This window comes from Saccharopolyspora sp. NPDC049357 (genome assembly GCF_040677225.1).
Classification (GTDB): domain Bacteria; phylum Actinomycetota; class Actinomycetes; order Mycobacteriales; family Pseudonocardiaceae; genus Saccharopolyspora.
In genome coordinates, this window is record NZ_JBFAQJ010000048.1 from 1 (window position 1) to 23,739 (window position 23,739).

18 protein-coding genes are annotated in these 23,739 nt (G+C 70.2%); 10 read left to right on the forward strand and 8 right to left on the reverse strand.

What is annotated here, in order from left to right; translation table 11 throughout:
• Nucleotides 1–263: 263 nt before the first annotated feature.
• The 4 genes from AB0J91_RS28480 (at nucleotide 264) to AB0J91_RS28495 (ending at nucleotide 6,094) form a co-directional block, all read left to right on the forward strand.
• Nucleotides 264–1,148: a mycobacterial-type methylenetetrahydrofolate reductase gene (locus tag AB0J91_RS28480; RefSeq protein WP_363874854.1), complete on the forward strand. Its 885-nt coding sequence runs from the start codon at nucleotides 264–266 to the stop codon at nucleotides 1,146–1,148.
• Nucleotides 1,149–1,758: 610 nt separating this feature from the next.
• Complete coding sequence (locus AB0J91_RS28485; RefSeq protein WP_363874857.1) at nucleotides 1,759–3,108, forward strand: wax ester/triacylglycerol synthase family O-acyltransferase; 1,350 nt, start codon at nucleotides 1,759–1,761, stop codon at nucleotides 3,106–3,108.
• Between the two features lie 57 nt (nucleotides 3,109–3,165).
• Nucleotides 3,166–4,626, forward strand: a complete 1,461-nt coding sequence (locus AB0J91_RS28490; protein ID WP_363874860.1) for a carboxylesterase family protein — start codon at nucleotides 3,166–3,168, stop codon at nucleotides 4,624–4,626.
• A gap of 67 nt (nucleotides 4,627–4,693) precedes the next feature.
• Nucleotides 4,694–6,094: an FAD-linked oxidase C-terminal domain-containing protein gene (locus AB0J91_RS28495; protein WP_363874863.1), complete on the forward strand. Its 1,401-nt coding sequence runs from the start codon at nucleotides 4,694–4,696 to the stop codon at nucleotides 6,092–6,094.
• Between the two features lie 36 nt (nucleotides 6,095–6,130).
• Here the strand turns inward: AB0J91_RS28495 and AB0J91_RS28500 are convergent, their stop codons facing one another.
• Entirely contained in the window at nucleotides 6,131–7,003 is an 873-nt protein-coding gene (locus tag AB0J91_RS28500; protein WP_363874866.1) for a DMT family transporter, read from the reverse strand.
• Nucleotides 7,004–7,040: 37 nt separating this feature from the next.
• Here AB0J91_RS28500 and AB0J91_RS28505 point away from each other — a divergent pair, with 37 nt between their 5' ends.
• Nucleotides 7,041–8,417, forward strand: a complete 1,377-nt coding sequence (locus AB0J91_RS28505) for a PLP-dependent aminotransferase family protein (RefSeq protein WP_363874869.1) — start codon at nucleotides 7,041–7,043, stop codon at nucleotides 8,415–8,417.
• Here AB0J91_RS28505 and AB0J91_RS28510 read toward each other — a convergent pair.
• Genes AB0J91_RS28510 through AB0J91_RS28530 form a run of 5 tightly spaced genes read right to left on the reverse strand, consistent with a single transcriptional unit; the run spans nucleotide 8,410 to nucleotide 15,436 of the window.
• On the reverse strand, nucleotides 8,410–10,614 hold the full coding sequence (locus AB0J91_RS28510) for a thiamine pyrophosphate-dependent enzyme (protein WP_363874872.1): 2,205 nt from the start codon (nucleotides 10,612–10,614) through the stop codon (nucleotides 8,410–8,412). The genes AB0J91_RS28505 and AB0J91_RS28510 overlap by 8 nt on opposite strands.
• Entirely contained in the window at nucleotides 10,611–11,525 is a 915-nt protein-coding gene (locus AB0J91_RS28515) for a LysR family transcriptional regulator (protein WP_363874875.1), read from the reverse strand. Before AB0J91_RS28515 ends, AB0J91_RS28510 begins: the two co-directional genes overlap by 4 nt.
• A gap of 18 nt (nucleotides 11,526–11,543) precedes the next feature.
• Nucleotides 11,544–12,695 (reverse strand): Glu/Leu/Phe/Val dehydrogenase dimerization domain-containing protein, encoded by a 1,152-nt coding sequence (locus AB0J91_RS28520; RefSeq protein WP_363874878.1) that lies wholly within the window; start codon nucleotides 12,693–12,695, stop codon nucleotides 11,544–11,546.
• Nucleotides 12,696–12,707: 12 nt separating this feature from the next.
• A complete protein-coding gene (locus AB0J91_RS28525) occupies nucleotides 12,708–13,856 on the reverse strand; it encodes an FAD-binding oxidoreductase (protein ID WP_363874881.1) in 1,149 nt (382 codons plus the stop codon).
• Nucleotides 13,856–15,436 (reverse strand): aldehyde dehydrogenase family protein, encoded by a 1,581-nt coding sequence (locus AB0J91_RS28530; RefSeq protein WP_363874884.1) that lies wholly within the window; start codon nucleotides 15,434–15,436, stop codon nucleotides 13,856–13,858. The genes AB0J91_RS28525 and AB0J91_RS28530 overlap by 1 nt, the downstream gene beginning before the upstream one ends.
• A gap of 154 nt (nucleotides 15,437–15,590) precedes the next feature.
• Here AB0J91_RS28530 and AB0J91_RS28535 point away from each other — a divergent pair, with 154 nt between their 5' ends.
• The 5 genes from AB0J91_RS28535 to AB0J91_RS28555 all read left to right on the forward strand — a co-directional run bounded on the left by AB0J91_RS28535 (nucleotide 15,591) and on the right by AB0J91_RS28555 (nucleotide 19,711).
• A complete protein-coding gene (locus tag AB0J91_RS28535) occupies nucleotides 15,591–16,529 on the forward strand; it encodes an ornithine cyclodeaminase family protein (protein ID WP_363874887.1) in 939 nt (312 codons plus the stop codon).
• A 187-nt stretch (nucleotides 16,530–16,716) separates the two neighbouring features.
• Nucleotides 16,717–16,959, forward strand: a complete 243-nt coding sequence (locus AB0J91_RS28540) for a hypothetical protein (RefSeq protein ID WP_363874890.1) — start codon at nucleotides 16,717–16,719, stop codon at nucleotides 16,957–16,959.
• On the forward strand, nucleotides 16,956–17,471 hold the full coding sequence (locus tag AB0J91_RS28545; RefSeq protein ID WP_363874893.1) for a DUF6879 family protein: 516 nt from the start codon (nucleotides 16,956–16,958) through the stop codon (nucleotides 17,469–17,471). The genes AB0J91_RS28540 and AB0J91_RS28545 overlap by 4 nt, the downstream gene beginning before the upstream one ends.
• Nucleotides 17,458–18,309, forward strand: coding sequence for a helix-turn-helix transcriptional regulator (locus AB0J91_RS28550; RefSeq protein WP_363874896.1), 852 nt, complete (start codon nucleotides 17,458–17,460; stop codon nucleotides 18,307–18,309). Before AB0J91_RS28545 ends, AB0J91_RS28550 begins: the two co-directional genes overlap by 14 nt.
• A 571-nt stretch (nucleotides 18,310–18,880) precedes the next feature.
• Nucleotides 18,881–19,711, forward strand: coding sequence for a serine hydrolase (locus AB0J91_RS28555; RefSeq protein ID WP_363874899.1), 831 nt, complete (start codon nucleotides 18,881–18,883; stop codon nucleotides 19,709–19,711).
• Here AB0J91_RS28555 and AB0J91_RS28560 read toward each other — a convergent pair.
• On the reverse strand, nucleotides 19,672–21,852 hold the full coding sequence (locus AB0J91_RS28560; protein WP_363874902.1) for a germacradienol/geosmin synthase: 2,181 nt from the start codon (nucleotides 21,850–21,852) through the stop codon (nucleotides 19,672–19,674). The genes AB0J91_RS28555 and AB0J91_RS28560 overlap by 40 nt on opposite strands.
• A 131-nt stretch (nucleotides 21,853–21,983) precedes the next feature.
• On the reverse strand, nucleotides 21,984–23,582 hold the full coding sequence (locus tag AB0J91_RS28565; protein WP_363874904.1) for an amidohydrolase: 1,599 nt from the start codon (nucleotides 23,580–23,582) through the stop codon (nucleotides 21,984–21,986).
• Nucleotides 23,583–23,739: the final 157 nt, after the last annotated feature.

Sequence of the window (23,739 nt, forward strand, 5' to 3'; positions counted from 1 at the left end):
CTACATCGGCGTCGACGTCGAGGGCCCCTACAAGCCCGAGCACTACCGCTACTGATCCGGTCGGTGGTCACCGCTCCCCGCGAGCGGTGACCACCCCCGGTTCCGCGATAGCCAGGCGGCCGTCCGCGATGAGCCGCCGGTCGCGTCGAAAAACCTTCTCCTTGAAAGAAAACGGTCCCTGTCGCACACGCGCAGGTTCGCAGGCGAATCCACTACAAGCGCTGCGGTGACCGAAGTCGACAGAAGGAATACCTGAGGCCGACATGACCACCATCGCACTCGAACTGGTTCCGCCCGACCTCGACGGCGGTGTGCAGAGGGCCGTTGAAGAGGGTCAGAAGATCGCCGAGCTCAGCCGCAACTCGGGGCTGACCGGCCGCATCGGACACGTGATGATCCCGGGGATCATCCAGGAAGACGGCGACCGCCCGGTCGACTTCCGGCCCAAGATGGACACCATCGACTTCTGGCGCACGATCCGCCCGGAGCTCGGCGACCTGCGGGGTCTGTGCACGCAGGTCACCGCGTTCCACGACGAGCGCGCGCTGGCCGAGCGGCTGCAGGCGCTGCGCGACGCCGACATGGACGGCATCGCCTTCGTCGGCGTGCCCCGGAACATGGCCGACGGCGAAGGCCCCGGAGTACCGCCCACCGACGCGCTCACCAAGTTCCAGGACGTCGTCCCGCACCGCGGGTCCATCCTCATCCCGACCCGGGAAGGGGAGCAGGGCCGGTTCGGCTTCAAGTGCGAGCGCGGCGCCACCTACGGAATGACTCAGCTGCTGTACTCGGACGCGATCGTGGACTTCCTCGAGGAGTTCGCGCGCACCACGCCGCACCGCCCGGAGATCCTGCTGTCGTTCGGGTTCATCCCGGGCGTGGAGGGCGACAAGAAGCTCATCCAGTGGCTCATCCAGGACCCGGGCAACGAAGCGGTCGCCGCCGAGCAGGAGTTCGTCGCCCGCACCGCCGAGCTCGGGTTCGAGCAGCGCAAGCAGGCGGTCGTCGACCTCTACAAGCGGGTCGTCGACGGCGTGCACGACCTCGGCTTCCCGATCAGCGTCCACCTGGAAGCCCCCTACGGCTACAACGCTCCCGCGTTCGAGACGTTCGCGGCGATGCTGGAGCACTGGGAGCCCGGCAAGTAGGCAGACCACCCGGCTGGGAATCACGAGACCCCGCCTCCGCAGCGCGACACGCCTGCGGAGGCGGGGTCTCGTGCTTTTCCGAGGCAGCGTTCGAGTGAGAATCCGGCGGCTTCGCCGGTTCCGCTCCGGTGCTCGGTGTCATCGCTTCGACCGTCGGGGCTTGATCATCGGCGCTGCTGCATGCTTTCGGGTGATCGCCTGAGCGCCAACGGGCACCGAACGAAGTGATCAAAACTCTTCCGGGGTTCAGCGCGCGCGATGTCGGTCGTTCTCAACCGATCATTTCTTCGCTAAGGTCGATGCACTCGTCAGCGGTTACGATGACGAATCGTGCAACGGCGCACTGGTACGTGAATAACGCTCGTGCGCCCAACCGAAAACCCTCACCGCTGCGGTGATCGGTGCGCGCACACCGATCGCCGACAGCACCGGAAGGAACCCGTCGATGTCGTCGCCACCAGCATGTTCGTGCTCGCTCGCAGGACTGCCGGTTCATCAGATCGTCGGATTGCGAACCGGTTTCGGCTTGGTCTGCAAACGCGCCCCGCGGACCATTCGAGAAATGATTTGTAACATGAATGACCAATTTATTGTTGACGGGAAATAGGCGATGAGCGCAACCGAGACGCCATCCAGAAGTGAACTCACGCCACTCGACTGGGCCTTTTTGTGCATGGAGCACGAGGACACGCCCATGCACGTCGGCGCCGTCGCGGTCTTCCGCCCCGAAGGGGCGGTCGACCGGGACCGGTTGCGGCGGGTGCTGGCCGAACGCGCGCAGCGCATCGCCCGGCTGCGCATGCGGCTGGAGCGCTCGTGGCTGCAACCGCACTGGCGCGAAGCCCGCGACTTCGACGCCGCCGAGCACGTCTACGACCACGAGATCCCCGCGCCCGGCGGACGCGAGGAACTGGCGGTCCTGGCCTCCGAGCTGATCGCCGATCCGCTCGACCAGCGTCGCCCGCTGTGGGAACTGCACCTGATCACCGGGCTGGCCGACAACCGGTTCGCGGTGCTGATGAAGTTCCACCACTCGCTGGTCGACGGGCACGACGCGGTCGAGGTCGGGGTCCGGCTGCTCGACGAGTTCACCGACCTCACCGACACCCCCGCGACCCCGCCGCCGAACCCGCTGGACGAGGCGTTCGGGCTGATCCGCCGGCCGGAGAAGCTGGTCGGGGCGCTGCGCGGGACGCTGTCGAAGTCCAGCGAATCGTTGGGGATCGCGGCGTCGGTGATGCGCAACATGCGGATCCCGGTGCAGTCCTCGCCGATGCACGCCTCGACCTCCCCGGCCCGCCGGCTCGCGCTGGTGCCCATCGACCTCGCCGACATCCGCCGCATCCGCTCCCGCCACGGCGGCGGCACCAACAACGACGTGGTGCTCGCGGTGATCGCCGGAGCGCTGCGGCGCTGGATGGCCGCGCGCGGCGAGGACTCCGGGGAGGTCCCGGTGCGCGCGCTGATCCCGGTGTGCCGCAGGCGCAGGAACCAGCCGCGCAGCGGCAACAACCAGCTCTCCGGCTTCCTGTGCGAGCTGCCGGTCGACGAACCCGATCCGGCGACCCGGCTGGCGTCCATCCGCGCCGAGATGAGCAGCAACAAGAGCGCCGGACCGCTGCGCGGACCAGGGGCGTTCCCGGTGCTGGCCGGCCGGTTGCCGCAGGTGCTGCACCACGTGGCGACCCCGCTGGTCGCGCAGGGCGCGCCGCTGCTGTTCGACACCATGATCACCAACGTCCCGCTGCCGACCTTCCACGCCGCGCTCGACGGCGCCGAGGTCGCCGAGCTGTTCCCGCTCGCCCCGCTGGCCTCCGGGCACTCGCTGTCGATCGCGGTCTCGCAGTTCCGCGGCACCGTGCACATCGGCGTGCAGGCGAACCGGGCGGCGCTGCCAGACTTGGAGAAGCTCGCCGAGGCGCTGCCGCAGGCGGTCGCCGAACTCAGCGACGGGACGTGAGCCGTGGACGCTGACAATCCGCCTTCCTTATCGACCTTCGGCTGGTTGTACGGAGGCGTGGACCTCATCGTTCGAACCGAGCACGGCGCCGTGCGGGGAATCTCCGACGGCGATGTCATGTCGTTCAAGGGGATTCCCTACGCGGCGCCGCTGGACGGGCCGCGCCGGTTCCAGGCGCCGGTGGCGCCGCAGCGCTGGGACGGGCTCCGGGACGCCTCGGGCTACAGCGCCTCGGTGCCGCAGGCCGCGCTGGACCCCGCGCTGCCCGCGTGCTGGCGGCCCGGTGACTCGACCGACTGCCTGACCGTGAACGTCTGGACTCCCGATCGCGGCGGCCACCTGCCGGTGATGGTGTGGTTCCACGGCGGCGCGTACCTGGGAGGAACCGCCTCGACGGACGGTTTCGACGGGGCGCAGCTCGCGCGCGACGGCGTGATCGTGGTGACGGTGAACTACCGCGTCGGCTACGAGGGCTTCGGCTGGGTGGACAACGCCCCGTCCAACCGCGGGATCCTGGATCAGCTGGCCGCGCTGCGCTGGGTCCGCGACAACATCATCACCTTCGGCGGGAACCCGGACAACGTCACGATCTTCGGGGAATCGGCCGGTGCGGTGTCGGTGGCGACCTTGGTCGCGGGCTCCGCGCGGCGCGGGCTGTTCCGCCGCGCCATCGCGCAGAGCCCGGCGGCGATGTACTGCGACGAGGACGAGCACCGCAAGATCGGTGAGCTGATCACCGGACGGCTCGGCGTGCCCGCGACCACCGCCGCGCTCGCGGAGGTCCCGCCCGAAGCCCTGCACCTCGCGCAGACCCACGCGATGGCGGAGATCGGCCGCAACCGCGCGGCCTGGACCAACAGCACGCCCTACAACGTCGTCCTCGACGGTGAGGTGCTCTCCGAGCTGCCGTGGGTGGCCATGCGCGGCGGTGCGGCCAACGGCATCGACGTGATCGCCGGGTTCAACCGCGACGAGGCGACCGGGTTCACCATCGACCTGCCCGCCGAGGCGCGCGACGTGCGGCGACTGGCCGACGACCTGCACCTGCCGCCGACGACGGTCGCTGAGTACCGGTCGGCGCATCCGGGCGTGGCCGATCCCGACCTCTACACCGTGCTGCTCGGCGACAGGCTGTTCCGGATGCCCGCGGTGTGGATGGCCGAGGCTGCTGCGGCCGCGGGTGGGCGCGGCTTCCTGTACGAGTTCACCTGGGAGACCCCGCAGCGCGACGGCCTGCTCGGCGCGACGCACGGGCTCGACGTCCCGTTCACCTTCGGCAACCTCGACGACCCGTTGGCGCTGGCGATGCTCGGTGCCTCGCCCGCCGGGTTCGACGAGCTGTCGGCCGCGATCCGCGGGTCATGGACCTCGTTCGCCGCCACCGGCGATCCCGGCTGGCCCGGCTACCAGCTCACCGATCGGCAGACGCGGATCTTGAACGTGCCGGTCTCGCTGGCGTCCGATCCGATCAGCGGGTCCCGGCAGATCTGGGCGCACCGCTTCCCGGAGCTCGGTTGAGACCTCGAACTCCACGTCCTGTTCACGGAGTTACTGTGTGGGCGGTTCGTGAAGTGGGAGGTAATCGATGGTGGACAACTCGGACAACGCAGCGCTGCGGGCACTGCGCTCGGCCTTGCCGGACGAGGTGGTGCTGACCGATCCGGACTCCACCGGACGTTTCTCCCACGACGAGGCGGAGTGGGCGCCGTGCGGGAAGCCCTTGGCGGTCGTGCGCGCGCGCAGCACCGAGGACGTCGTCGCCGCGGTCGAGGCCTGCGCCGAGCACGGGGTGCCCGTCGTGCCGCGCGGAGCCGGGACGGGCCTGTCCGGCGGCGCGAACGCCATCGACGGATGCGTGCTGATCTCGCTGGAAGGCATGAACGGGATCCTGGAGATCAACCCGCGCGAGCAGCTGGCCGTGGTCCAGCCCGGCGTCGTCAACGACGACCTGCGCGCCGCCTGCCGCGAGCACGGCGCCTGGTACCCGCCGGACCCGGCGAGCTCGCCGTGGTCGACCATCGGCGGCAACGTCGCCACCAACGCGGGCGGCGTGTGCTGCGTGAAGTACGGCGTGACCCGGGACTACGTGCTCGGCCTGGAGGCCGTGGTCGGCTCGGGTGAGGTCGTGCGGCTGGGCCGGCGCACCGCGAAGGGAGTCGCCGGGTACGACCTGTGCGGTCTGTTCGTCGGCTCCGAAGGCACGCTCGGCGTGGTCACCGAGGTGACGGTGAAGCTCCTGCCGGGACTGCGCGCACCGGAGCGCACCGTGGTCGGCTACTTCGACTCGCTGGTCGCCGCGGGGGAGGCGGTCGCGGCCGTCGCGGCGGCCGGGGTGGTGCCCTCGGCGCTGGAGCTGCTCGACCAGCACTGCCTGCGCGCGGTCGACGAGTGGAAGAACATGGGCCTGTCCGCCGAGGCCGACGTGCTGCTGCTCGGCCGGTCGGACGCGCCGGGACAGGCGGGGGAGCAGGAGGTCGACGCCCTCGTGCGCTGCTTCGAGGAAGCGGGTGCGACCTGGAGCGCGCGTTCCACCGACCAGCAGGAGGCCGACGCCCTGTTCTCGGCCCGCCGCCTGGCCTACCCGGCGCTGGAGCGGCTCGGCCCGCTGCTCACCGAGGACGTCTGCGTCCCGCGCGCCCTGGTGCCCGACATGCTCGCGCGGATCGAAGCCGCCGCTCAGCGGCACGACACGCAGATCGCCAACATCGCCCACGCCGGCGACGGCAACCTGCACCCGCTGATCATCACCCCGCCCGGCGACGACGAGGCCCGCCTGCGCGCCCAGCGCGCCTTCGACGACATCGTCGCCGACGCCATCGACCTCGGCGGCACGGTCACCGGCGAGCACGGCGTGGGCCTTCTCAAGCGCAATGGCCTGCACGCGGAGCTGTCGCCGAAGGTGATCGACATGCACCACGACATCAAGAACGCCCTCGACCCAGCCGGAATCTTCAACCCCGGCAAGGTCTTCGGCGACCCGTCCTGACCCTCGTCCGCGACCCCGGGTTCGGGTTCCGGTGGGTCAGGTCTTGCGGCGGGTGCGGACCGAGAGGGCTGCGCAGGTGATCACCGCCAGGGCGCCGAGGGCGGTGGGCCAGGTGAGGGGTTCGGACAGGAGGAGGGCGGCCCAGAGGATGGTCATGACGGGCTGGGTGAGCTGGATCTGGCTGACCTGGGCCATCGGGCCGATCGCCAGACCCCGGTACCAGGCGAGGAACCCGAGGTTCTGGCTGATCACCGCCAGGTAGGCGAAGGCCGCCCACTGCACCGGGGTCGCGCCCGGGGGATGTTCGGCCACCTCGATGCCGGTGATCACGATCATCACGGGTGCGGCCAGCACGAGAGCCCAGGAGACCGTCTGCCAGGCGCCGAGCTCCCGCGCGAGCAGTCCGCCTTCGGCGTAGCCGATCGCCGCGGCGACGACGGCGCCGAACAGCAGCAGGTCCGCGAGGTGGAGCCCGCCCAGGCCCTGCAGCGAGGCGAAGGACACCGTGGCGATCGCCCCCAGCGACGCCATGATCCAGAACGCCTTCGGCGGCCTTTCGTGCCCGCGCAGCACCGCCATCACGGCGGTCGCCGCGGGCAGGACGCCGATCACGACCGCTCCGTGGCCGGCCGGGGTGCTGGCGAGCGCGTACGAGGTGAGGAACGGGAATCCCACGACCACGCCACCCGCGACGACGGCGGCGCGCGCCCACTGCGTGCCGCGCGGCAGCGCCTGCCGGGTGGTCAGCAGCGCGACGACGGCGATGATCCCGGCGACGGCGCCGCGGCCGGCCCCGATGAACAGCGGCGAGAGCCCGTCGACGGCGATGCGGGTGAGCGGGAGGGTGAACGAGAACGCCACGACGCCGAGGAATCCCCAGGCCAGTCCGGCGCGAGGCGGGGATAGCACCGGTTCACGAAGAGCAGTAGCGCTACTATTGCCTGTCATGTCGGACGATAGCAGCTCACGGATTGTCGCGGAACTCCGCAAGTGGATGGCGACGGCTCAGCCGGGCGCGAAACTGCCGTCCACGCGCGAGCTCGTCGCAGAACACGGGGTCAGCCCGGTCACCGTGCAGAAGGCGCTGCGCGCCCTCGCGTCCCGCGGTCTCGTCGAAAGTCGGCCAGGTGTGGGGACGTTCGTCCGATCGGTTCGGGTGGCCCGGCCGAGCGACTTCGGCTGGCAGACCGCCGCGCTGGGGTCACCGAAGAACAGCCGCCCCACGCTGTCCACCGCCATGCGGCCCGCGCCCAACGACGTGATCGCGCTGCACTCCGGGTACCCGTGCCGCGAACTGCTACCCGAACGGCTGGTCCGGTCCGCGTTCACGCGAGCGGCGCGCAGCGACGTGGTCATCGACCGGCCCGCCACGGCCGGCGTCCCGGAACTGCAGGCGTGGTTCGCCACCGAGCTCGGCACGGCGGTACCGGGCGACGTGGTGATCTTCCCCGGCAGCCAGAGCGGGCTGAGCGCGATCTTCCGGGCGCTGGTGGGCGCCGGTCGTCCGCTGCTGATGGAATCGCCCACGTACTGGGGAGCGATCGTGGCGGCCGCCCAGGTGGGCGTGCAGACGGTGCCCATCCCGAGCGGACCGGACGGTCCCGACCCGGACCAGCTCGCCCGTGCCTTCGAGCGCACCGGTGCGCGCGCCTTCTACGCCCAGCCGAACTACGCCAACCCCACCGGCGTGCAGTGGTCTTCGCGCCTGGCCGAGGAGGTGCTCGACACCGTTCGCCGCCACGGCGCCTTCCTGATCGAGGACGACTGGGCCCGCGATCTCGGCATCACCACCGACCCGGTTCCAGTGGCCGCCCGCGACGAGGACGGGCACGTCGTCTACCTGCGTTCGCTGACCAAGACGGTGTCGCCGTCGGTGCGCATCGCCGGGATCATCGCCCGAGGTCCGGCGCGGGAGCGGATCCTCGCCGACACCCAGTCCGAGGCCGTCTACGTCAGCGGCATGCTGCAGGCCGTGGCCCTGGACGTGGTCACCCAACCGGCCTGGCGCACCTACCTGCGAGACCTCCGCAAGCAGCTGGCCGCCCGCCGCGACCTGCTGGCCGGTGCCGTGCGCGAGCACGTTCCCGGCGCGCACCTGGACGTCCCGGCAGGCGGGCTCAACCTCTGGGTGCGGTTGCCGGACACCACCGATCTGCCCGCGCTCGTGCGCGACTGCGAAACCGCCGGGGTCGTCGTGGCCCCGGGCGACGAGTGGTTCCCCGCCGAACCGACGGGCCGCTTCCTGCGCCTCAACTACGCCGGGCCCAACCCCGGTGCCTACCCGCAGGCGGCTCGACTCATCGGTGAAGCGCTCGTCAGCTGACCAGCTTGAGCGCGGCGGTCTCGATGGTGTCCTCGTCGAGCAGCACGTGGTAGGCCGCCGCGCCGAGCGGGATGAAGCTGTCCTCACTGGTCACGCGGCTGATCCGGCCGCTGAACCCGGCGTCGACCAGCGCGGTGACGACCGGCTCGGAAACTCCTCCGCTGCGGCGGGTCTCGTCCGCGACCAGCACGGCGCCGGTCGCTTCGGCGGCCTGGAGCAGGTCCTCGACCGGCAGCGGGGCGAGCCAGCGCAGGTCGAGGACTCGGGCGTGCACGCCCTGGTGCCGGAGCCGTTCGGCGACGCGCAGGCTCATCGGGACGCCGTTGCCGAAGCTGACCAGCGTCAGGTCGCTGCCGTCGCCGTAGAGGCGGGCGCGACCGATCGGCACGTGGTGTTCGCCCGGCGCGGGATAGCGGGCCAACCAGCCGTTGTCGCCGGATTCATGCAGGTCACGGGTGTGGTAGAGGGCGATGGGTTCGAGGAAGGTGCAGACCCGGCCGTCTTGCCGGGCGGCGGCCACGCAGGTGCGCAGCATCGCCGCCGCGTCATCCGGCCGGGACGGCGAGGCCAGGACGACACCGGGCAGGTCGCGCAGGGCGGCGACGCTGTCGTCGTTGTGGAAGTGCCCGCCGAAGCCCTTCTGGTAGCCGTAACCGGCGATGCGCACGACCATCGGGTTGGTGTAGCGGCCGTTGGAGAAGAAGCTCAGCGTGCTCGCCTCGCCGCGCAGCTGGTCCGCCGCGTTGTGCAGGTAGGCCAGGTACTGGATCTCGGGGATCGGCACCAGACCCGCCAAACCGGCGCCCAGCGCCGTGCCGAGAACGCTCTGCTCGTCCAGCAGTGTGTCGAAAACCCTGCTGCCGCCGAACTTCTTGCGCAGGCCCCGGGTCACGCCGTACACGCCGCCCTTGCGCGCGACGTCCTCGCCGAAGACCACGACCCGGTTGTCGCGCCCGAGCTCCTCGGCCAGGGACCGGTTGATCGCCTGCGCCAGCGTCAGCGGCCCCTCGTTCTCGGGTGCGGTGCCGAAGGTCGTGGCGCGGCCGGAGGGGGTTTCGGCGGTCCGCGCGGCGATGGCGTCGGGGGAGTGGGCGTGCACGGAGGCCATGACCTCCGCGGCGCTGCCGAGCTTGCGACGGGTCAGCGCGTCCTCGGCGAGAGCGGCGACCTCCGCTCGGATCGCCTCGTAGCGGGAGAGGACCTCATCCGCAGTGAGAACGCCGCGGGAGATGAGGGCTCTCGCCGTCGCCAGCAGCGGGTCGCGCTCGTGGTCGGCGGTGATCTCGGTGCGCGACCGGTACGCCGATTCGACGTCCGAGCCGGCGTGACCCATCAGCCGCACCGTGCGCAGGTGCAGGAACGCCGGTGCGCGGTGCTCGCGCACCCAGTCCGCGGCCTCCCGGGACACCCGCAGGCACTCGACCGGATCGGCTCCGTCGGCGGTGAAGTACCGCAGGCCGGGCCGGTCCCGGTAGGTCGAGGCGATCCAGCCCGCCGGTGTCCGCACGCTGATCCCGATCCCGTTGTCCTCGCAGACGAACAGCAACGGCAGCGGGAGTCCCTGAAAACCGCAGTGCAGCGCGGAGTTGATGGCGCCGGTGGTGGTCGAGTGGTTCGCCGAGGCGTCACCGAAGCTGCACACCACGACCGAATCGGCGGGCCACTCCGCAGGCACCCCGAGCTTCGCGCCGCGCTCCAACGCGAACGCCAGGCCCACCGAGCGCGGCAGGTGCGAGGCGATCGTCGAGGTCTGCGGGATGATCGACAGGTCGGCGTTGCCGAAGACCTTGTGCCGCCCGGCCGAGATCGGTTCGTCCGCCGATGCGACGACACCCAGCAGGACGTCCATCAACGGGGTGCTCCCGGCGACCGCGCCGGCTCGCTGGAGGTAGAACGCCCCGGAGCGGTAGTGCAGCAGCGCCGGATCGCTCACCCGCAGGGCCGCCGCCACAGCGGCGTTCGACTCGTGCCCGGACGACCCGATGCTGTAGAAACCCACTCCACGTTTCCCCAGCTCACGGGCCTTGAAATCCAGGTGACGGCTCCCCGCCTGGGAGTCGAACAACCCCACCAGGTCCTCACCCGATGCGGCGGTCGACCGGATTTCAGTGGAACTCGGGGTTCCGATTTCCACTGAAATCCGGTCACCGAGGTGGGCGATCGACTGCAGGAAGTGTTCGTCGACGGGTTCGGTCATGGTTGCTCCCACTCGGATGCGACCGCTGTGCAGGACTTGGCGAGGAATTCCAGGGCGACCGGGAGCAGCGGGTTGGTGTTCTGCTCGCGGTAGAGGACCTTGACCCGCCGGTGCGGTTCGAAGCCGGTGATCCGGGCCAAGCCCTGCTGCTCCCGGGGGATGGCGAGCGCCGGCAGGACGGCGACGCCGAGGTCCCGCCGCACCAGGTCGCGGATGACGGAGTAGTCGTTGCTGCGGAAGGTGATGCGCGGTGCGAAACCCGCCGCGGCGGCCAGCCGGACCAGCGAGCGGGCGCCCGCGGTGTCCTGGCGGGTGCAGATCCAGTTGTCGCCCGCCAGATTCGGCAGCTCCACCCGGCTCCGGCCTGCCAGCCGGTGCGACGAGGGCAGGACCACGCGAAGGGGTTCGGCCAGGAGCTCCTCCGCGCACAGCTCGATCGGCCACTGACGCGGGTCGAGGTCGTACTCGAAGACCAGGGCGGCGTCCAGCACTCCCTCCAGGACGCCGTCGACGACCTCGTCGGGTTCGCCCTCGTCGAGCTGCACCTCGGCGTGGGGCCGCTGCGAGATCACGGCAGCGAGCACGTCGGGCAGCACGCGGGAGTTGGCGGTGGCGAAGGACGCCAGGCGGAGACTGCCCTCCTCGCCGACCACCATCGCCCGCACCTCGCGTTCCAACGAGTCCAGCGCGCCGAGCGCGTCCCGGCTCCGGTCGGCCAGCCGCAGCGCGAGCGCGGTGCTGCGGGCGGACCGGGCCGAGCGCTCGAACAGCGGCGCACCGATCGCCCGCTCCAGCAGCACCATCTGCTGCGACACGGCCGAGGCCGTGTAGCCCAGCACCCGCCCGGCCTCGGCGAACGAGCCCGTGCGCACGCACTCCTGCAAGGTCCGCAGATGAATGGGGTTGAGCACGCCGACTCCTCAGGTGGTTCAGGCCGGGACCGGCAGGCGGCCGCGCAGCCGCATCGCCTCGCGCACCCGCTGCTGGGCAATCTCCAGGGCCACCGCGTGCGGGAGCACCCCGGTCTCCGCCGCGGTGTCGAGCACCAGCAGGGTGTTGCGCCTGGTCCGGGTCGCGACCTCGTCGAGGATCCTGGCGGGCTCGGGCCGGAACGCGGAATACCGCGCGTCCATCGCGAATCCGGCCGCGATGGCGCCACCGGCGTTGGCGATGAAGTCCGGCACGACCTCCACCCCGCGCGCGGCCAGCGCGGCGCGCGAGGCCGGACCGGTGGGCAGGTTGGCGCCCTCCACGACCAGCCCGGCGCGGATGCGGGCCGCGACCGAGGAGTCGATGACGTCCTGGCGGGCGGCCGGGATCAGCACGTCGCAGTCCACGGTCAACTCCTCGCCGTGCGCGATGCGTTGCGCCGGTGCGGCTTTCGCCACGCAGGTGTCGCCGAACTCCGCCCTGGCGGCCAGCCACCCCGGCACGTCGAGACCGTCGGGGTCGTGCACCGAACCGTCCGCTGTGGACAGCGCGACCAGCTGCGCCCCCAGCTCGTGCAGTCGCGCTGCCGTGGCCGCCCCGACCGCCCCGAAGCCCTGCACCGCGATCCGAGCTCCCGGCACCGGCGTGCCCGCCCGCTCCAGCGCCGCCACCGCGGCCTCCGCGACACCGTGCCCGGTCACGCCGAGCTGGTCGTAGGGAACCCCGCCCAGCGCCTCCGGAACGCCGACGGCCGCACCGCGATCGCCGAGCTCGTCCTGGATGATGGCCGCGTCGTGCTCGGTCATGCCCATGTCGAGCCCGGCGACGTAGCTGGCCGGGATCTGGTCGGCCAGGCGCCGCGCGAACGCGCGCACCACCGCTTCCTTGTCCGGCGAATCGGGATCGGCCGCGATGCCTGCCTTGGCCCCGCCGTGGAAGAGGTCGACCGCCGCCCACTTCCAGGTCATCACCCGCGCCAGCCGGGCGATCTCGCCGATGGTCACGCTCGGGGCCATCCGCGTGCCGCCCTTGCCGCTGCCGCGCGCGGTGTTGTCGATGACCAGCACGCCCCGCATCCCGGTGCGCGCGTCGGAGACGCAGACGACCTTCTCCGGGCCCCACTCGTCGATCTCCTGCAACAGATCAACCACGGTTGTCCCTTCCTACACGCAGTTGTGCTCGGGCCGGACCTCGGCGCCGTCGAATCGGCGCACGTCGAGACCGGAGACGTCGATGGGCGGTGTGCGTCCCAGGACCAGGTCCCGCATCACTTCGCCGATCGCCGGGCTCTGCAGGAAGCCGTGCCCGGAGAAGCCGGTCGCGTAGAAGAACCGGCCGACGTTGCCGACCAGCGCGTTGTGGTCCGGAGTGACCTCGTAGAGCCCGGCCCAGCCGTGCGCCACGCCGGCGTCGGCCACCCGGGGTGCCCGTCGCGCGACGGCCTCGCTGAGCCGCCCCAGCCAGCGGTCGTCGGTGCCCAGCCGGAACCCGAACTCCTCGTCGGGATCCGACATGCCCACCAGCAGGCCGGGGCCTTCCTCGTGGAAGTAGAAGCTCGTGGCGAAGTCGATGGTGAACGGCAGCCGAGGCGGCAGGTCCGGCATCGGCTCGGTGACCAGGATCTGCCTGCGCAGCGGCTGCACCGGCAGCTCGACACCGGCGAGCTCACCGACCGCGGCGGACCACGCCCCGGCCGCGCACACCACCGTCGAGGTGCGCACGGTTCCGGCGTCGGTGCGCACGGCGCTGATCTCCCCGCCGCTGGTGTCGACGCCGGTGACCTCGACGCCGCGCCGCAGCACCGCGCCGTGCTCGCGGGCCGCCCGCGCGTAACCCTGGACGACGCCTTCGGGAGTGCAGTGCCCGTCGGTGGGCGAGTAGGCCGCCGCCAGCAACCCCTCGGGCGAGACCAGCGGAGACAACTCGCACGCCTGCTGCACCGTCAGCATGCGGCTCGGCACGCCCAGCGAGTTCTGCAGCGCCACGCCACCTTCGAAGGCGGCGACATCAGCGGGATCCGACAGCAGGAACAGGTACCCCTGCTGCTTGAGGTCGATGTCGCCGCCCGGCCGTCGTGCGAAGTCCTCGAAGGCCCGCAGGCTGCGCTGCCCGAGCTCGATGTTGACGGGATCGGAGAACTGCGCCCGGACACCTCCGGCCGCCTTGCTGGTGCTGCCCGAACCGAGTTCGCCGCGTTCCAGCAACAGCACGTCCGCGCCGGCTTCGGCGAGGTGGAAGGCGGTGCTGACACCCACCGCCCCGCCGCCGACGACCACCACATCCGCGGAAGGAGGAACTACTTGCTGTGACATCAAAGCTGGCCGAGTTCCGGCGGCAAGCGGTAGTCCATCTCAGGTTCAACGGTGTCGACGTCCATCTGGGCCTTCTGCAGCTTGCCGGAGAAGTCCCAGTTCAACGACTGCCACCGGGTGAACTGGTCGAGCACCCAGATGCCCGACTGGCGGCTTCCGTTGCCGGACTTGCCGTTCCCGCCGAACGGCAGGTGCGCCTCGGCCCCGGACGTCGAGTTGTTCACGCTGACCATGCCCGCCCCGATGCCCTGCCGGAACCGGAACGCCTTGGCCGGGTCGGTGGTGTAGATCGCCGCCGAAAGCCCGTACCCGGGCGCGTTGCCGAGCTCGATCGCCTCGTCGAGGGTCTCGTAGGGGGTGACGCCGACGATCGGCCCGAAGGTCTCGTGGCGGAAGATGTGGTCGTCGGTGCGCATCCCGTCCACCAGAACCGGGTGGTAGTACAGGCCCGCGACCGCATCGCCGTGAAAACCCCTGCGCGGCTTGTCGTTGGTGATGCGTCCGACCGAGTCCGAGCCGAGCGGGGTGTGGTGCGGCTGCAGGGTGTCGAGGATGGATTCGAAGTTGTCGGCGAACTTCTGGTCCAGCATCGGACCGTAGAGCACGTCACCACCGGGCTCGCCCACGGTGGCCGCGCGCAGCGCCGCGTCCAGTCGCGAGGTGAACTCGTCCTTGATGTCGCGGTGCACGATGAGGTTGCCCAGCGAGGTGCAGCGCTGACCGGCGGTGCCCCAGCCGGAGAACAGCGCGCCCTCCACGGCCAGGTCCAGGTCGGCGTCCTCGGTGACGATCATCGGGTTCTTGCCGCCCAGCTCCAGGCACGGGTTCTGCAGGTGACGGCCGCACAGCTCGCCGACCCGGGTGCCGACCGCGCTGGATCCGGTGAAGCCGACCTTGTTGACCGTGCCCGCTTGCAGCGAGGCCTCCAGGCCCTTGAAGGTCGCTTCGCCGTCGGTGTAGACGAGGTTGAGCACGCCCTTGGGCACGCCCGCCTTCCACGCGAGCTCGGCCACCGCGCGAGCCGCCCCGGCGGCGTACTCGGCCGGCTTCCACACCACCGCGTTGCCGCACAGCAGGGCCGGGACGAGGTACCAGGACGGCACCGCCACCGGGAAGTTGCCCGCGGTGATCACCACGGCGACCCCGACCGGGACGCGGAAGGTGAACAGCTGCTTGTCCGGCATCTCCGAGGGCACCGTCTGCCCGTAGAGCCTGCGGCCCTCGCCGAGGAAGAAGTCGCAGGTGTCGACGATCTCCTGCACCTCGCCGAGCGCTTCGGCGTAGGGCTTGCCGATCTCGCGGGTCACCAGCCGGGCCAGCGATTCCTTGTTGGCCTCGACCAGTCGTCCCAGGCCCGCGATGACGCGGCCGCGCACCGGAGCGGGGACCTGCGCCCACTCCTTCTGGGCGCGGTGGGCCTGCTCGGTCGCGGCCACCAGGGTCTCTGGGGTGCCCAGCGCGACCTTGGCGACGACGTCGTCGAGGTTCGCGGGGTTCTTCGAGAGGTACTCGCCTCCGCCGTCGATCACCTCCGGGGCGTCCGGACCGATCACGGAGCTCAACGTCGCCTGCACCGACATGCACCTCTTCCTGCTCGGGACCACGCTGAGATCACCGTAGAACGACGGAGCGCGCTCTGTTGAGAATCAGAAGAGTGATTTCTTGTCGCGCTGAGACCCAGCGTCGCTGGGGCTGCCTTCCGATGGGCGAACGGATGTGCCAACGTCGGTGCGCATGGACCTCCTCAGCGACGCCGACGTGGCCGCCTCCCTCGACTACGACGCGGCGATCGCCTCGCAGCGCCTGGCCTTCGAATCCCTGGGCCGGGGAGAGGCGCAACAAGCTGCGAAGACAGCGATTCGCACGGGGGAGGACACGGTCCTGTCCTACTTGAGCCGGATCTCGCCCCGGCACGGCCCGGTCGCCAAGCTCGTCTCGGTCAACCCCGGCAACGCCGATCGCGGCCTGGCGTCGATCAACGCCACGGTCCTGGTGCTCGATGCCGAGACCGGCGCGCTCACCGCGACGATGTCCGGCACGACCCTCACCGAGATCCGCACCGCCGCGGGCAGCGCGGTCGCCCTCGACGCCCTGGCGCCCGCCGAGGCGGACGTGCTGGCGGTCATCGGCTCCGGCGTCCAGGCCCGCGCGCACGTCCGGGCCCTCTCCCGCGTCCGCGCGCTCACCGAGGTCCGGATCCACAGCCGCGACGTGGCCCGCCGCGAGTCGACCGCCGCTGAGCTCGCCGCCGAGCTCGAACTCGACGTCCGCGCCGCCGGCACCCCGGCGGAGGCGGTACGCGACGCGGCGATGGTCGTCGCCTGCACCCTCAGCCCGGACCCCGTCGTCCCGACCGCCGACCTCGCCCCGGGCGCCACGGTGGTCAGCGTCGGGAGCTTCGAACCCCACCGGCGAGAGGTCGACCGCGACCTCCTGCGCACAGCGGACGCGATCGTCGTCGACGACGTCGACACGGCCACCCACCACGCAGGTCCGATCATGACCGCCCTCGAAACCGGCGACCTCGACCGGGACGGCCTGACTCCGCTCGGCGCGATCCTCACCGCCCAAGCCCCGGGCCGAAAGTCCGCCGAGGACCGCATCTTCTACAACAGCGTCGGAATCGGAGTCCAGGACGCAGCAGCAGCCCTCGCAGTCCTCGGCCTGCTCTGAAGCCGACTTGCCGGATGTGCGGCCCTTTCGAGACGTCAGCCCATCAGTGAGAATTTCGATCAGGAGCGTGCCTGAGCGCTACGCAGCGCATCCGCGTGATCAAAGTGGGACCCCTGACCGGCTCAAACGTTATGCGAGTACGTGAATACACCTTGTCGGCGTCGATCACCTGCCCAAAGCTTGCGCCATGGAACTGCGCAAAGTGTCCGGTTGCGAGGACAAGAGCTGCCCGGCCGTTTACGTATCGGACCTGGGCACGGCAGTGGTGCAAGGAGCCCACGTACCCGAGGCGGAAGGGCTGGAGTTCGGTGACGGTGAGACGGCTGTGGAGCTGCCCGCCGGAGTCGTTCTGGGTGCGTTTTCCGCTCTGGTGAAAAGTCCCGGCATCAGTCCGGATGATCTGCACCGTCTGAAGGAGGACTTGAAGTGATCCTGAGCAGGGACGAGTTCGGCAAGCGGTTCGACGAGTACCGGCGGACCACCTGGCGTTTCGAGTGCCAACCGACCTACACCATGCCGCGCGAGCAGGACGGTATCCGCCGTTGGCGGGCAGGGGAGCCGATGCCTGCCGACCACAACCGTCGTTGGCACGAAACCGTCCAGCAGATCGTTGCGTCCGGCCGCAGCATCGGCCGCGTCCGAGTTGTCTCCCGTCCGTTGACCGAATACCAGCGGTACCAACTGGACTGGGGGATTCCCGGAAACATCGAAGCGGGCGAGGACATCCGAATACTCGACATGACCGAGCTGGATCTGGACCTACCGGACCAGGACTTCTGGTTCTTCGATGAGTCGCTCGTCGTGCACTTGAACTTCAACCCGGACGGTACGCTCATCGACTTGGAGCAGAGGGAGAACCCAGACCTGGCGCAGTACCTACAGTGGCGCGACACGGCGTTGGCGCACGCCGTTCCCCTCAGTGAGTGGAATGCTCGGACCTGACACCGATCAACATCGCAAAGACCTCGCTGAGACGCTGAGGCAGTTGCGCAGAGCGGCCGGACTCTCCGGGGAGAGGCTGGCCGCTCGCACTGCCATGTCGCAGCCCAAGATCAGCCGCATCGAATCCGGCAAGACGGTGCCCACGGTCTCGGACGTCGAACGGATCATGCAGGCGCTGGACGTGCCCGCTGAGGTCCGGGCTGAACTTCTCGCGTTGACCCGGTCCGCGAACGTTGAGTACACCTCGCTGCGTTCCTCCGCCCGAATGGGAATCTGGCGGAGCCAAGCCGAGATCAAAGCCCTGGCGGAGGCATCGTCGGTCGTTCGCCAGTTCTTGCCCGCCATTCCTTCGGGAATCATCCAGACGCCTGATTACGCGCGTGCTGTGCTCACACCGGGGGTGGAGGGGCGACCTGCGCGCGACATCGATCGTGCCGTGCAGGCGCGGCTGGAAAGTCAAGAAGCGCTGAACGATGAATCCCGGACTTTTCACTTCGTGCTGACCGAACAAGCGGTCCGGTTGAAGCGTGCAGAGAATGAAATCATGGTGGGACAGCTTCGGCACATGATCGAGGTGATGAACCGCCCGAACGTCGATCTGTCGGTCCTTCCCAGTTCAGCGCTGGTGAACGCCTCCCCGCTGAACGTTTTCGTGGTCTACGACGACCGGCTCGTGCTTACCGAGATCTTCGCGGGCGAGGTCGCGTTGCGCGATTACCGGGACGTCTCCTACCACTTGAACATCTTCGATCATTTTCGGGACCGCGCCGTTTCCGGAAATGAAGCCGGAGAACTGCTGGAATCGATAGCCGACGAGTTTATGCGAGGTCCTGACTAGAACTGGAATTGCGGTCTCCGCTGCGTTTAACTTCGCGTCATGGTGGTGTTGAACGAGGGGCGGCGCGATGCCGGACAGCCCCCGAGATCGCCGGTTCGATGCGAAACGCAGGAGCGCACAACGGTTCTCGTCGACGGTCGCGATTGGTTGGTGTGCCCGGTCGGTGGACCGGCCTGCTTCCGGGTCGTCGCGGACATGGATCAGATCGCGAAGGACGCCGTCGACTTCCACGCGGAGAACCACTTCCTCGCGTGCGGCTGCCCGTGCTGCGGGCGGTGAGCGGTGGCCCGCATTCCGTGCCAGTGGTTGTTCCTCGGCGGGTTCACCTTCCGGTGGGGGAGAGGTGGTCCGGCGATCGACGTGCTCCGGGGCGACACGGGACCCGTTCACGGAAACGGGCGGCGAGTCGCCGTGATCCCCGTCGATCAGTCCTGGAAGGACGTCCAGGACCTGCAGCAACGAGCCCGAACTTGGTTGCGGGCGACCGCGGCGAAGCGGGCCGGGGTTCGCGAGTGAGGGCGCGCGGTGTGCTTTCCTTGGCGGGCGAGGACGGCGTTGAGGAGGTTTGCGGATGGGCTACGCGGCGAGGTTCGAGGCGGAGCTGGCGGAGTTGGAACTCCCCGGGCGCGTGGGCATCGCGAGCTGGGACCTCCGCGAGAACGAGCCGGTGCTGCGAGGTGCCGAGGTCGAGGTGCACTCGGCCAGCACCATCAAGGTCCTGGTGATGATCACCGCGTTGCGGGCCGTCGCCGACGGGCGGCTCGACCTGGACGCGCAGGTGGAGCTGCCCGCCGAGCGGACCGGCGGGACAGGCGTCCTCTTCGAGGTCCCCAGCGTGCCCAGGGCGTCGCTGAACGACCTGATCAACCTCATGATCGTGGTCAGCGACAACGCCGCCACCAACGCCGTCATCGACGAGGTGGGCTTCACCGCGATCGCCGCGTGCACCGCCGACCTGGGCTGCACCGGGACACGCATCGAGCGCCACATCATGGACACCGAAGCTCCCGGCGTCCTGCGGACCACGGCGCTCGACCAGGCGCGCGTCCTGACCGCGCTCGCCGAGGGCACCGCGCTGCCGCCGGCGCTGACCGCCCACGCCCTCACCGTGCTGTCGCGGCAGCAGGTCGTCGACCGGATCCCGTTGCTGCTGCCCGAGAACGCGCGCTGCTGGAACAAGACCGGCGAGATCAAGGGGCTGCGCCACGACGTCGCGCTGCTGAGCACCGACGACACCCCGCAGGTCGTCCTCGCCGTGCTCGTCGACCAGCTCACCGACGCGGTGTCCACCAAGGGCTACCGCGGCGGCGATGGCGTCGAGGCCATCGCCGCCGTCGGACTGGCCGCCTGGCGGGCGATGACTCAGCCCAGCACCGGATCCCACGGCGTCGAAGGCGCGTAGGGCGCGCGGAATCCGCTCAGCGGCGCGTTGTGCCGGAGTTCGGAGTCGTGGTAGCGGGCCACCTTCTCGTGCCAGTTGAGGATGCCGATGAGCCAGTCCTTGAGCTCCTCCGCGTGCTGGTTCAACGCCTCCTGCGCCTCCGGTGCGACCTCCCGCTCCTCGTACAGGACGGGCAGTTCCACGTTGATGACGTGCAGGAACTGCTCCATCCGCGCGTTGAACAGGCCGTGCACGATCTCGAAGGCGCGGTCCTGGTCGCAGTCCAGGAAGTTCTGCACCACCAGGACCGCGTTGTGCACCTCGCCCTCGAACTCGATCTCCTTGCGGTAGGAGAAGACGTCGTTGACCATCGTCGCGCAGTCGATCGCCGAGTTCTCCAGGTTCTGCACCGCACGCGTCTCGTACAGCTCCGGAGGCACCACGTCACCGTGGGCGAAGCGCGCCAGGCTGATCGTCATGTCCGAACCGAAGGTGGCGCGGCGCATCTCGACGTAGTCCACCGGGTCCGGAACGTGGTTGTGCGCCTGGTTGTCCAGCTCCCACACCCAGCTGTCGATCATCACCTCCACGGCGCTGCGCAGCGACTGCCGCTCCCGGGCGTTCATCGGAGCCGTGGTGCGCCGCCACAGGTCGGCCAGGCCGCGCTCCATCATGTTCACCGGCACGATCCCCGGTTCGCCCGTGTCGGTCATGACCTGCTTCAGCCGCTCGTTCTGCGCCTTGGCGCCGGCCACGTCGCGGGTGTGGCCGTAGCGCTGCGGGTAGAGGTCGTCGCCGTAGGTCCCCCACACCAGCCAGTGCGAGCCCAGGTCGAGCTCCTCCAGCGAGGCGTCCGGATCCAGCCCGGCGGCGCACAGCGGCAGGTCGTTGAACCGCACCGCCTCCTCGTCCCACACCGGTGGGGCGTCGGCGAACATCCCCATCTCCCGCGCCCACTCCACCGCGTGCTCTCGGGAGACGTCCAGGTGAGGGCACAACCGCAGCTCGAACGGTACCTCCAACTGGGGCTTCTGAATCGGGCCGACCGGCTGGAAGGGCACCCTCGTGAAGCTCCGAAGGCGTTGCGGCGCGGTCGAGATAAGCGACTTGGCGATGTAGGCGCCCGCGGTGCCCAGACCCGTGGGACCACCCAGGACCGACGAGTTGCCACCGCCCTCGGGGTACCGCCCCGAGGCCATGTGCCACTCGTGCCCGCCGGACTGCCAGTCCTGCAGGCCCTTGGCGTAACCCAGCACCGCCAGCCGTCCGGCCGGGTCCACCGCGTGCTCGTCGAGCAGCCTCGGCACCTCCGTCAGCGCGGTGTGCTCGAACTGGTGCATCCGCGAGGTCAGCAGGTCGTTGACGGTCTCGGCGGCCTGCTGGGTGTCGCAGCCCAGGAACCGCTCGAAGACCAGGACGCCGTTGCTCAGCTCGCCCTCGTCGGCGACCTCGCGCTCGTAGGAGAACAGGTCGTTGCGCAGGTGCACCGCGTCGGAGAACGTGTCGCGCAGGACCTTCAGCGGCCGGGTCGCGGCGAGCTCGGCCGGAACCTCCATCCCCACGGCGTGCTCGACCAGGTTCGCCGACCACGGAGCGCCGCCGACCTTGCGGCGCATCTCGATGTACTCGATGGGATTCGACAGCCGGTTCTCGCTGATGTTGTGCAGCTCCCACAGGGACTCGTCCAGCAGCGCCTTCGTGCTCTCGGCGAACCGGCGCCGCCAGTCGGCGCTCATCGACGGCACCGTGCGGCGCCACAGATCCGCCAGCCCGGCCTCCACGGGGTTGGTCGGCTGCTCGGTGATCGGTCCCTCGACCGGCATGAAAGCCCGCAGCCGGTCGAGGTGTTCGCGGGCGGCGGTGAGGTCCGGGTCGCGCTTGTAGAGCTCGACGAAGTGGTCGTCGAAGTAGAACACCCACACGTACCAGTCGGTGACCAGGTCGAGCTCGTCACCGTCGCAGTCGGGGTGGGTGTAGGCGCACAGCAGCGCGTAGTCGTCGCGGTCCAGATCCGCCTCGGACCAGATCTCCTTGCCCTGCTGCGGGACGTCGATCATCTCCATGCTGCGGGCCCACACCTTGGTGTGCTCGCGGGCTCGCTGCAGGTTCGGGTTCAAGCGGGCGGGGTAGGACAGGTAGAACTCGGGCAGTCGGAACGACATGGGTCAGCGGCCTCCCAGAGGTGTGCACCGTCGCCAGCTGACGGAACCAGTCACCCGCGCCCTCGCCAATGCCTCACCGGAGTTGGCACACGATCGGGACACGACATCGCCCGCCCGGCCCAGCGGCGAGATCACTGCTGGTGCACGAACTCCCCGTCGACGACCGTCAGATCCACTCCGCACCCGGCGATCTCCTCCGGCGGCAGGGCGAACGGGTCGGCGTCCAGCACCACCAGATCGGCCGCCTTGCCGACCTCGACGGAACCGGTGTGCTGCTCGACGTGGTTCACCCAGGCGCTGCCGACCGTGTAGGCCGCGAGGGCGTCGACGAGGTCCAGCGCCTCGTCCGGGCCCAGCGGATCGTCCGAACCGCTCTCCCGGCGGTTGACCGCCACGTGCACGCCCAGCATCGGATCGGCCTCCGACACCGGCCAGTCGCTGCCGGCCGCCAGCACGACCCCCGCCGCGCGCAGCGAGCGGAACGGGTACTGCCAGGACGCCCGGGTGTGCCCGAGCTTGGGCACCGTCAGCTCGGTCATCGCCGCGTCGTTGACCGCCCAGCGGGGCTGGATCGTCGCCGCCACCCCGAGCTCCCGGAACCGCGCGATGTCACCCGGATGCACCACCTGCGCGTGGGCGATCTGGTGGCGGAGCTCGGGTCCGCTCCCGCGCACGGAGTCCAGGGCGTCGCGCACCGCGCGGTCGCCGACGGCGTGGAAGTGCAGCTGGAAGCCCTCAGCGGTCAGCCGCGGCACCACCTCCGCCAGCTCCTCCGGGGACACGAAGGACAACCCCCGGCCGGCGGGACCCAGGTAGGGCAGCCGCAAGGCGGCGGTGGCGTTCTCGCACACACCGTCCTGCATGATCTTGACCGTCTCCGCGCGGAACCGCCTCCCTCGTGCCCGCTTGCGGCGTTCCAGCAGGTCCGGGATCTGCTCGATGCCGCGATCGCGGTCCCACCACAGCGCTCCGCGGACCTTGCCGGTCAGCAGCCCGCGCTCGTCGGCGGCCAGGTAGGTCGACAGCAGGTCGTCGTAACCGAGGTAGCGGCCGACGATGGCGTCGTGCCAGGACGTGACGCCGCGCGCGTGCAGGTGGCGCTGCCCCGCCGCCAGGGCGTCGAGGTACTGCTCGGAACCGGCGGCCGGGAGCACGTGCTCCATCAATCGGGTGGCTCCCTCGTGCAGGGTGCCGTCGGGACGCCCGGCCGGATCGCGCTCGATGCGTCCGTCCGGCGGATCGGGCGTGTGCCGGTCGATGCCGGCCAGCCGCAGCGCCACCGAGTTCACCCACGCGCCGTGGTGGTCGCGGTTGACCAGGTAGGCGGGCCGGTCGCCGGTCACCGAGTCCAGCGCCCGCCGGGTCGGCGTCCCGCCCGGGAACTGGGCCATGTCCCAGCCTCCGCCGAGCAGCCACGGCGAGTCCGGGAACTCGGTGAGGTGCTCGGAGATCAACCGCAGGCAGTCGCCACCGTCGGTGGCCTGCGAGAGGTCGCAGCGCAACTTCAGCATGCCGCCGAACACCGGGTGCACGTGAGCGTCGTGGAACCCCGGCAGCAGCAGGCGTCCGCGCAGCTCCACCACCTCGGTGCGGGGACGGATCCGCTCGCGCACGGCCTCGCCGCCGACGGCCGCGATCCGGCCGTCGCGCACCAGCACGGCGTCGCTGAACGAGCGCGCGGCATCCATGGTGGCCACCGGGCCGCCCACGAACGCCACGTCATCAGCCATGAGCTGATTGTCGCAGGCGCCGGGCCCCCGATGACCGAGCAGTTCCGGCCACATCGACCGGTCTGAAGGGACGAAGGGGCGGGACGAACCGTCCCGCCCCTCGGAGTGCGCCGGGGCCGACATGCGCGAGGAGTCAGGTTCTCCTACCGGCACCGCC

Bases quoted from the DNA above. Each gene is read 5' to 3' on its own strand.
- AB0J91_RS28480 (WP_363874854.1), top strand. From the start codon at position 264: ATGACCACCATCGCACTCGAACTGGTTCCGCCCGACCTCGACGGCGGT.
- AB0J91_RS28510 (WP_363874872.1), bottom strand. From the start codon at position 10,614: ATGACCGAACCCGTCGACGAACACTTCCTGCAGTCGATCGCCCACCTC.
- AB0J91_RS28535 (WP_363874887.1), top strand. From the start codon at position 15,591: ATGGACCTCCTCAGCGACGCCGACGTGGCCGCCTCCCTCGACTACGAC.
- AB0J91_RS28530 (WP_363874884.1), bottom strand. From the start codon at position 15,436: ATGTCGGTGCAGGCGACGTTGAGCTCCGTGATCGGTCCGGACGCCCCG.
- AB0J91_RS28560 (WP_363874902.1), bottom strand. From the start codon at position 21,852: ATGTCGTTCCGACTGCCCGAGTTCTACCTGTCCTACCCCGCCCGCTTG.
- AB0J91_RS28495 (WP_363874863.1), top strand. From the start codon at position 4,694: ATGGTGGACAACTCGGACAACGCAGCGCTGCGGGCACTGCGCTCGGCC.
- AB0J91_RS28485 (WP_363874857.1), top strand. From the start codon at position 1,759: ATGAGCGCAACCGAGACGCCATCCAGAAGTGAACTCACGCCACTCGAC.
- AB0J91_RS28505 (WP_363874869.1), top strand. From the start codon at position 7,041: ATGTCGGACGATAGCAGCTCACGGATTGTCGCGGAACTCCGCAAGTGG.
- AB0J91_RS28550 (WP_363874896.1), top strand. From the start codon at position 17,458: ATGCTCGGACCTGACACCGATCAACATCGCAAAGACCTCGCTGAGACG.
- AB0J91_RS28555 (WP_363874899.1), top strand. From the start codon at position 18,881: ATGGGCTACGCGGCGAGGTTCGAGGCGGAGCTGGCGGAGTTGGAACTC.
- AB0J91_RS28540 (WP_363874890.1), top strand. From the start codon at position 16,717: ATGGAACTGCGCAAAGTGTCCGGTTGCGAGGACAAGAGCTGCCCGGCC.
- AB0J91_RS28565 (WP_363874904.1), bottom strand. From the start codon at position 23,582: ATGGCTGATGACGTGGCGTTCGTGGGCGGCCCGGTGGCCACCATGGAT.
- AB0J91_RS28525 (WP_363874881.1), bottom strand. From the start codon at position 13,856: ATGTCACAGCAAGTAGTTCCTCCTTCCGCGGATGTGGTGGTCGTCGGC.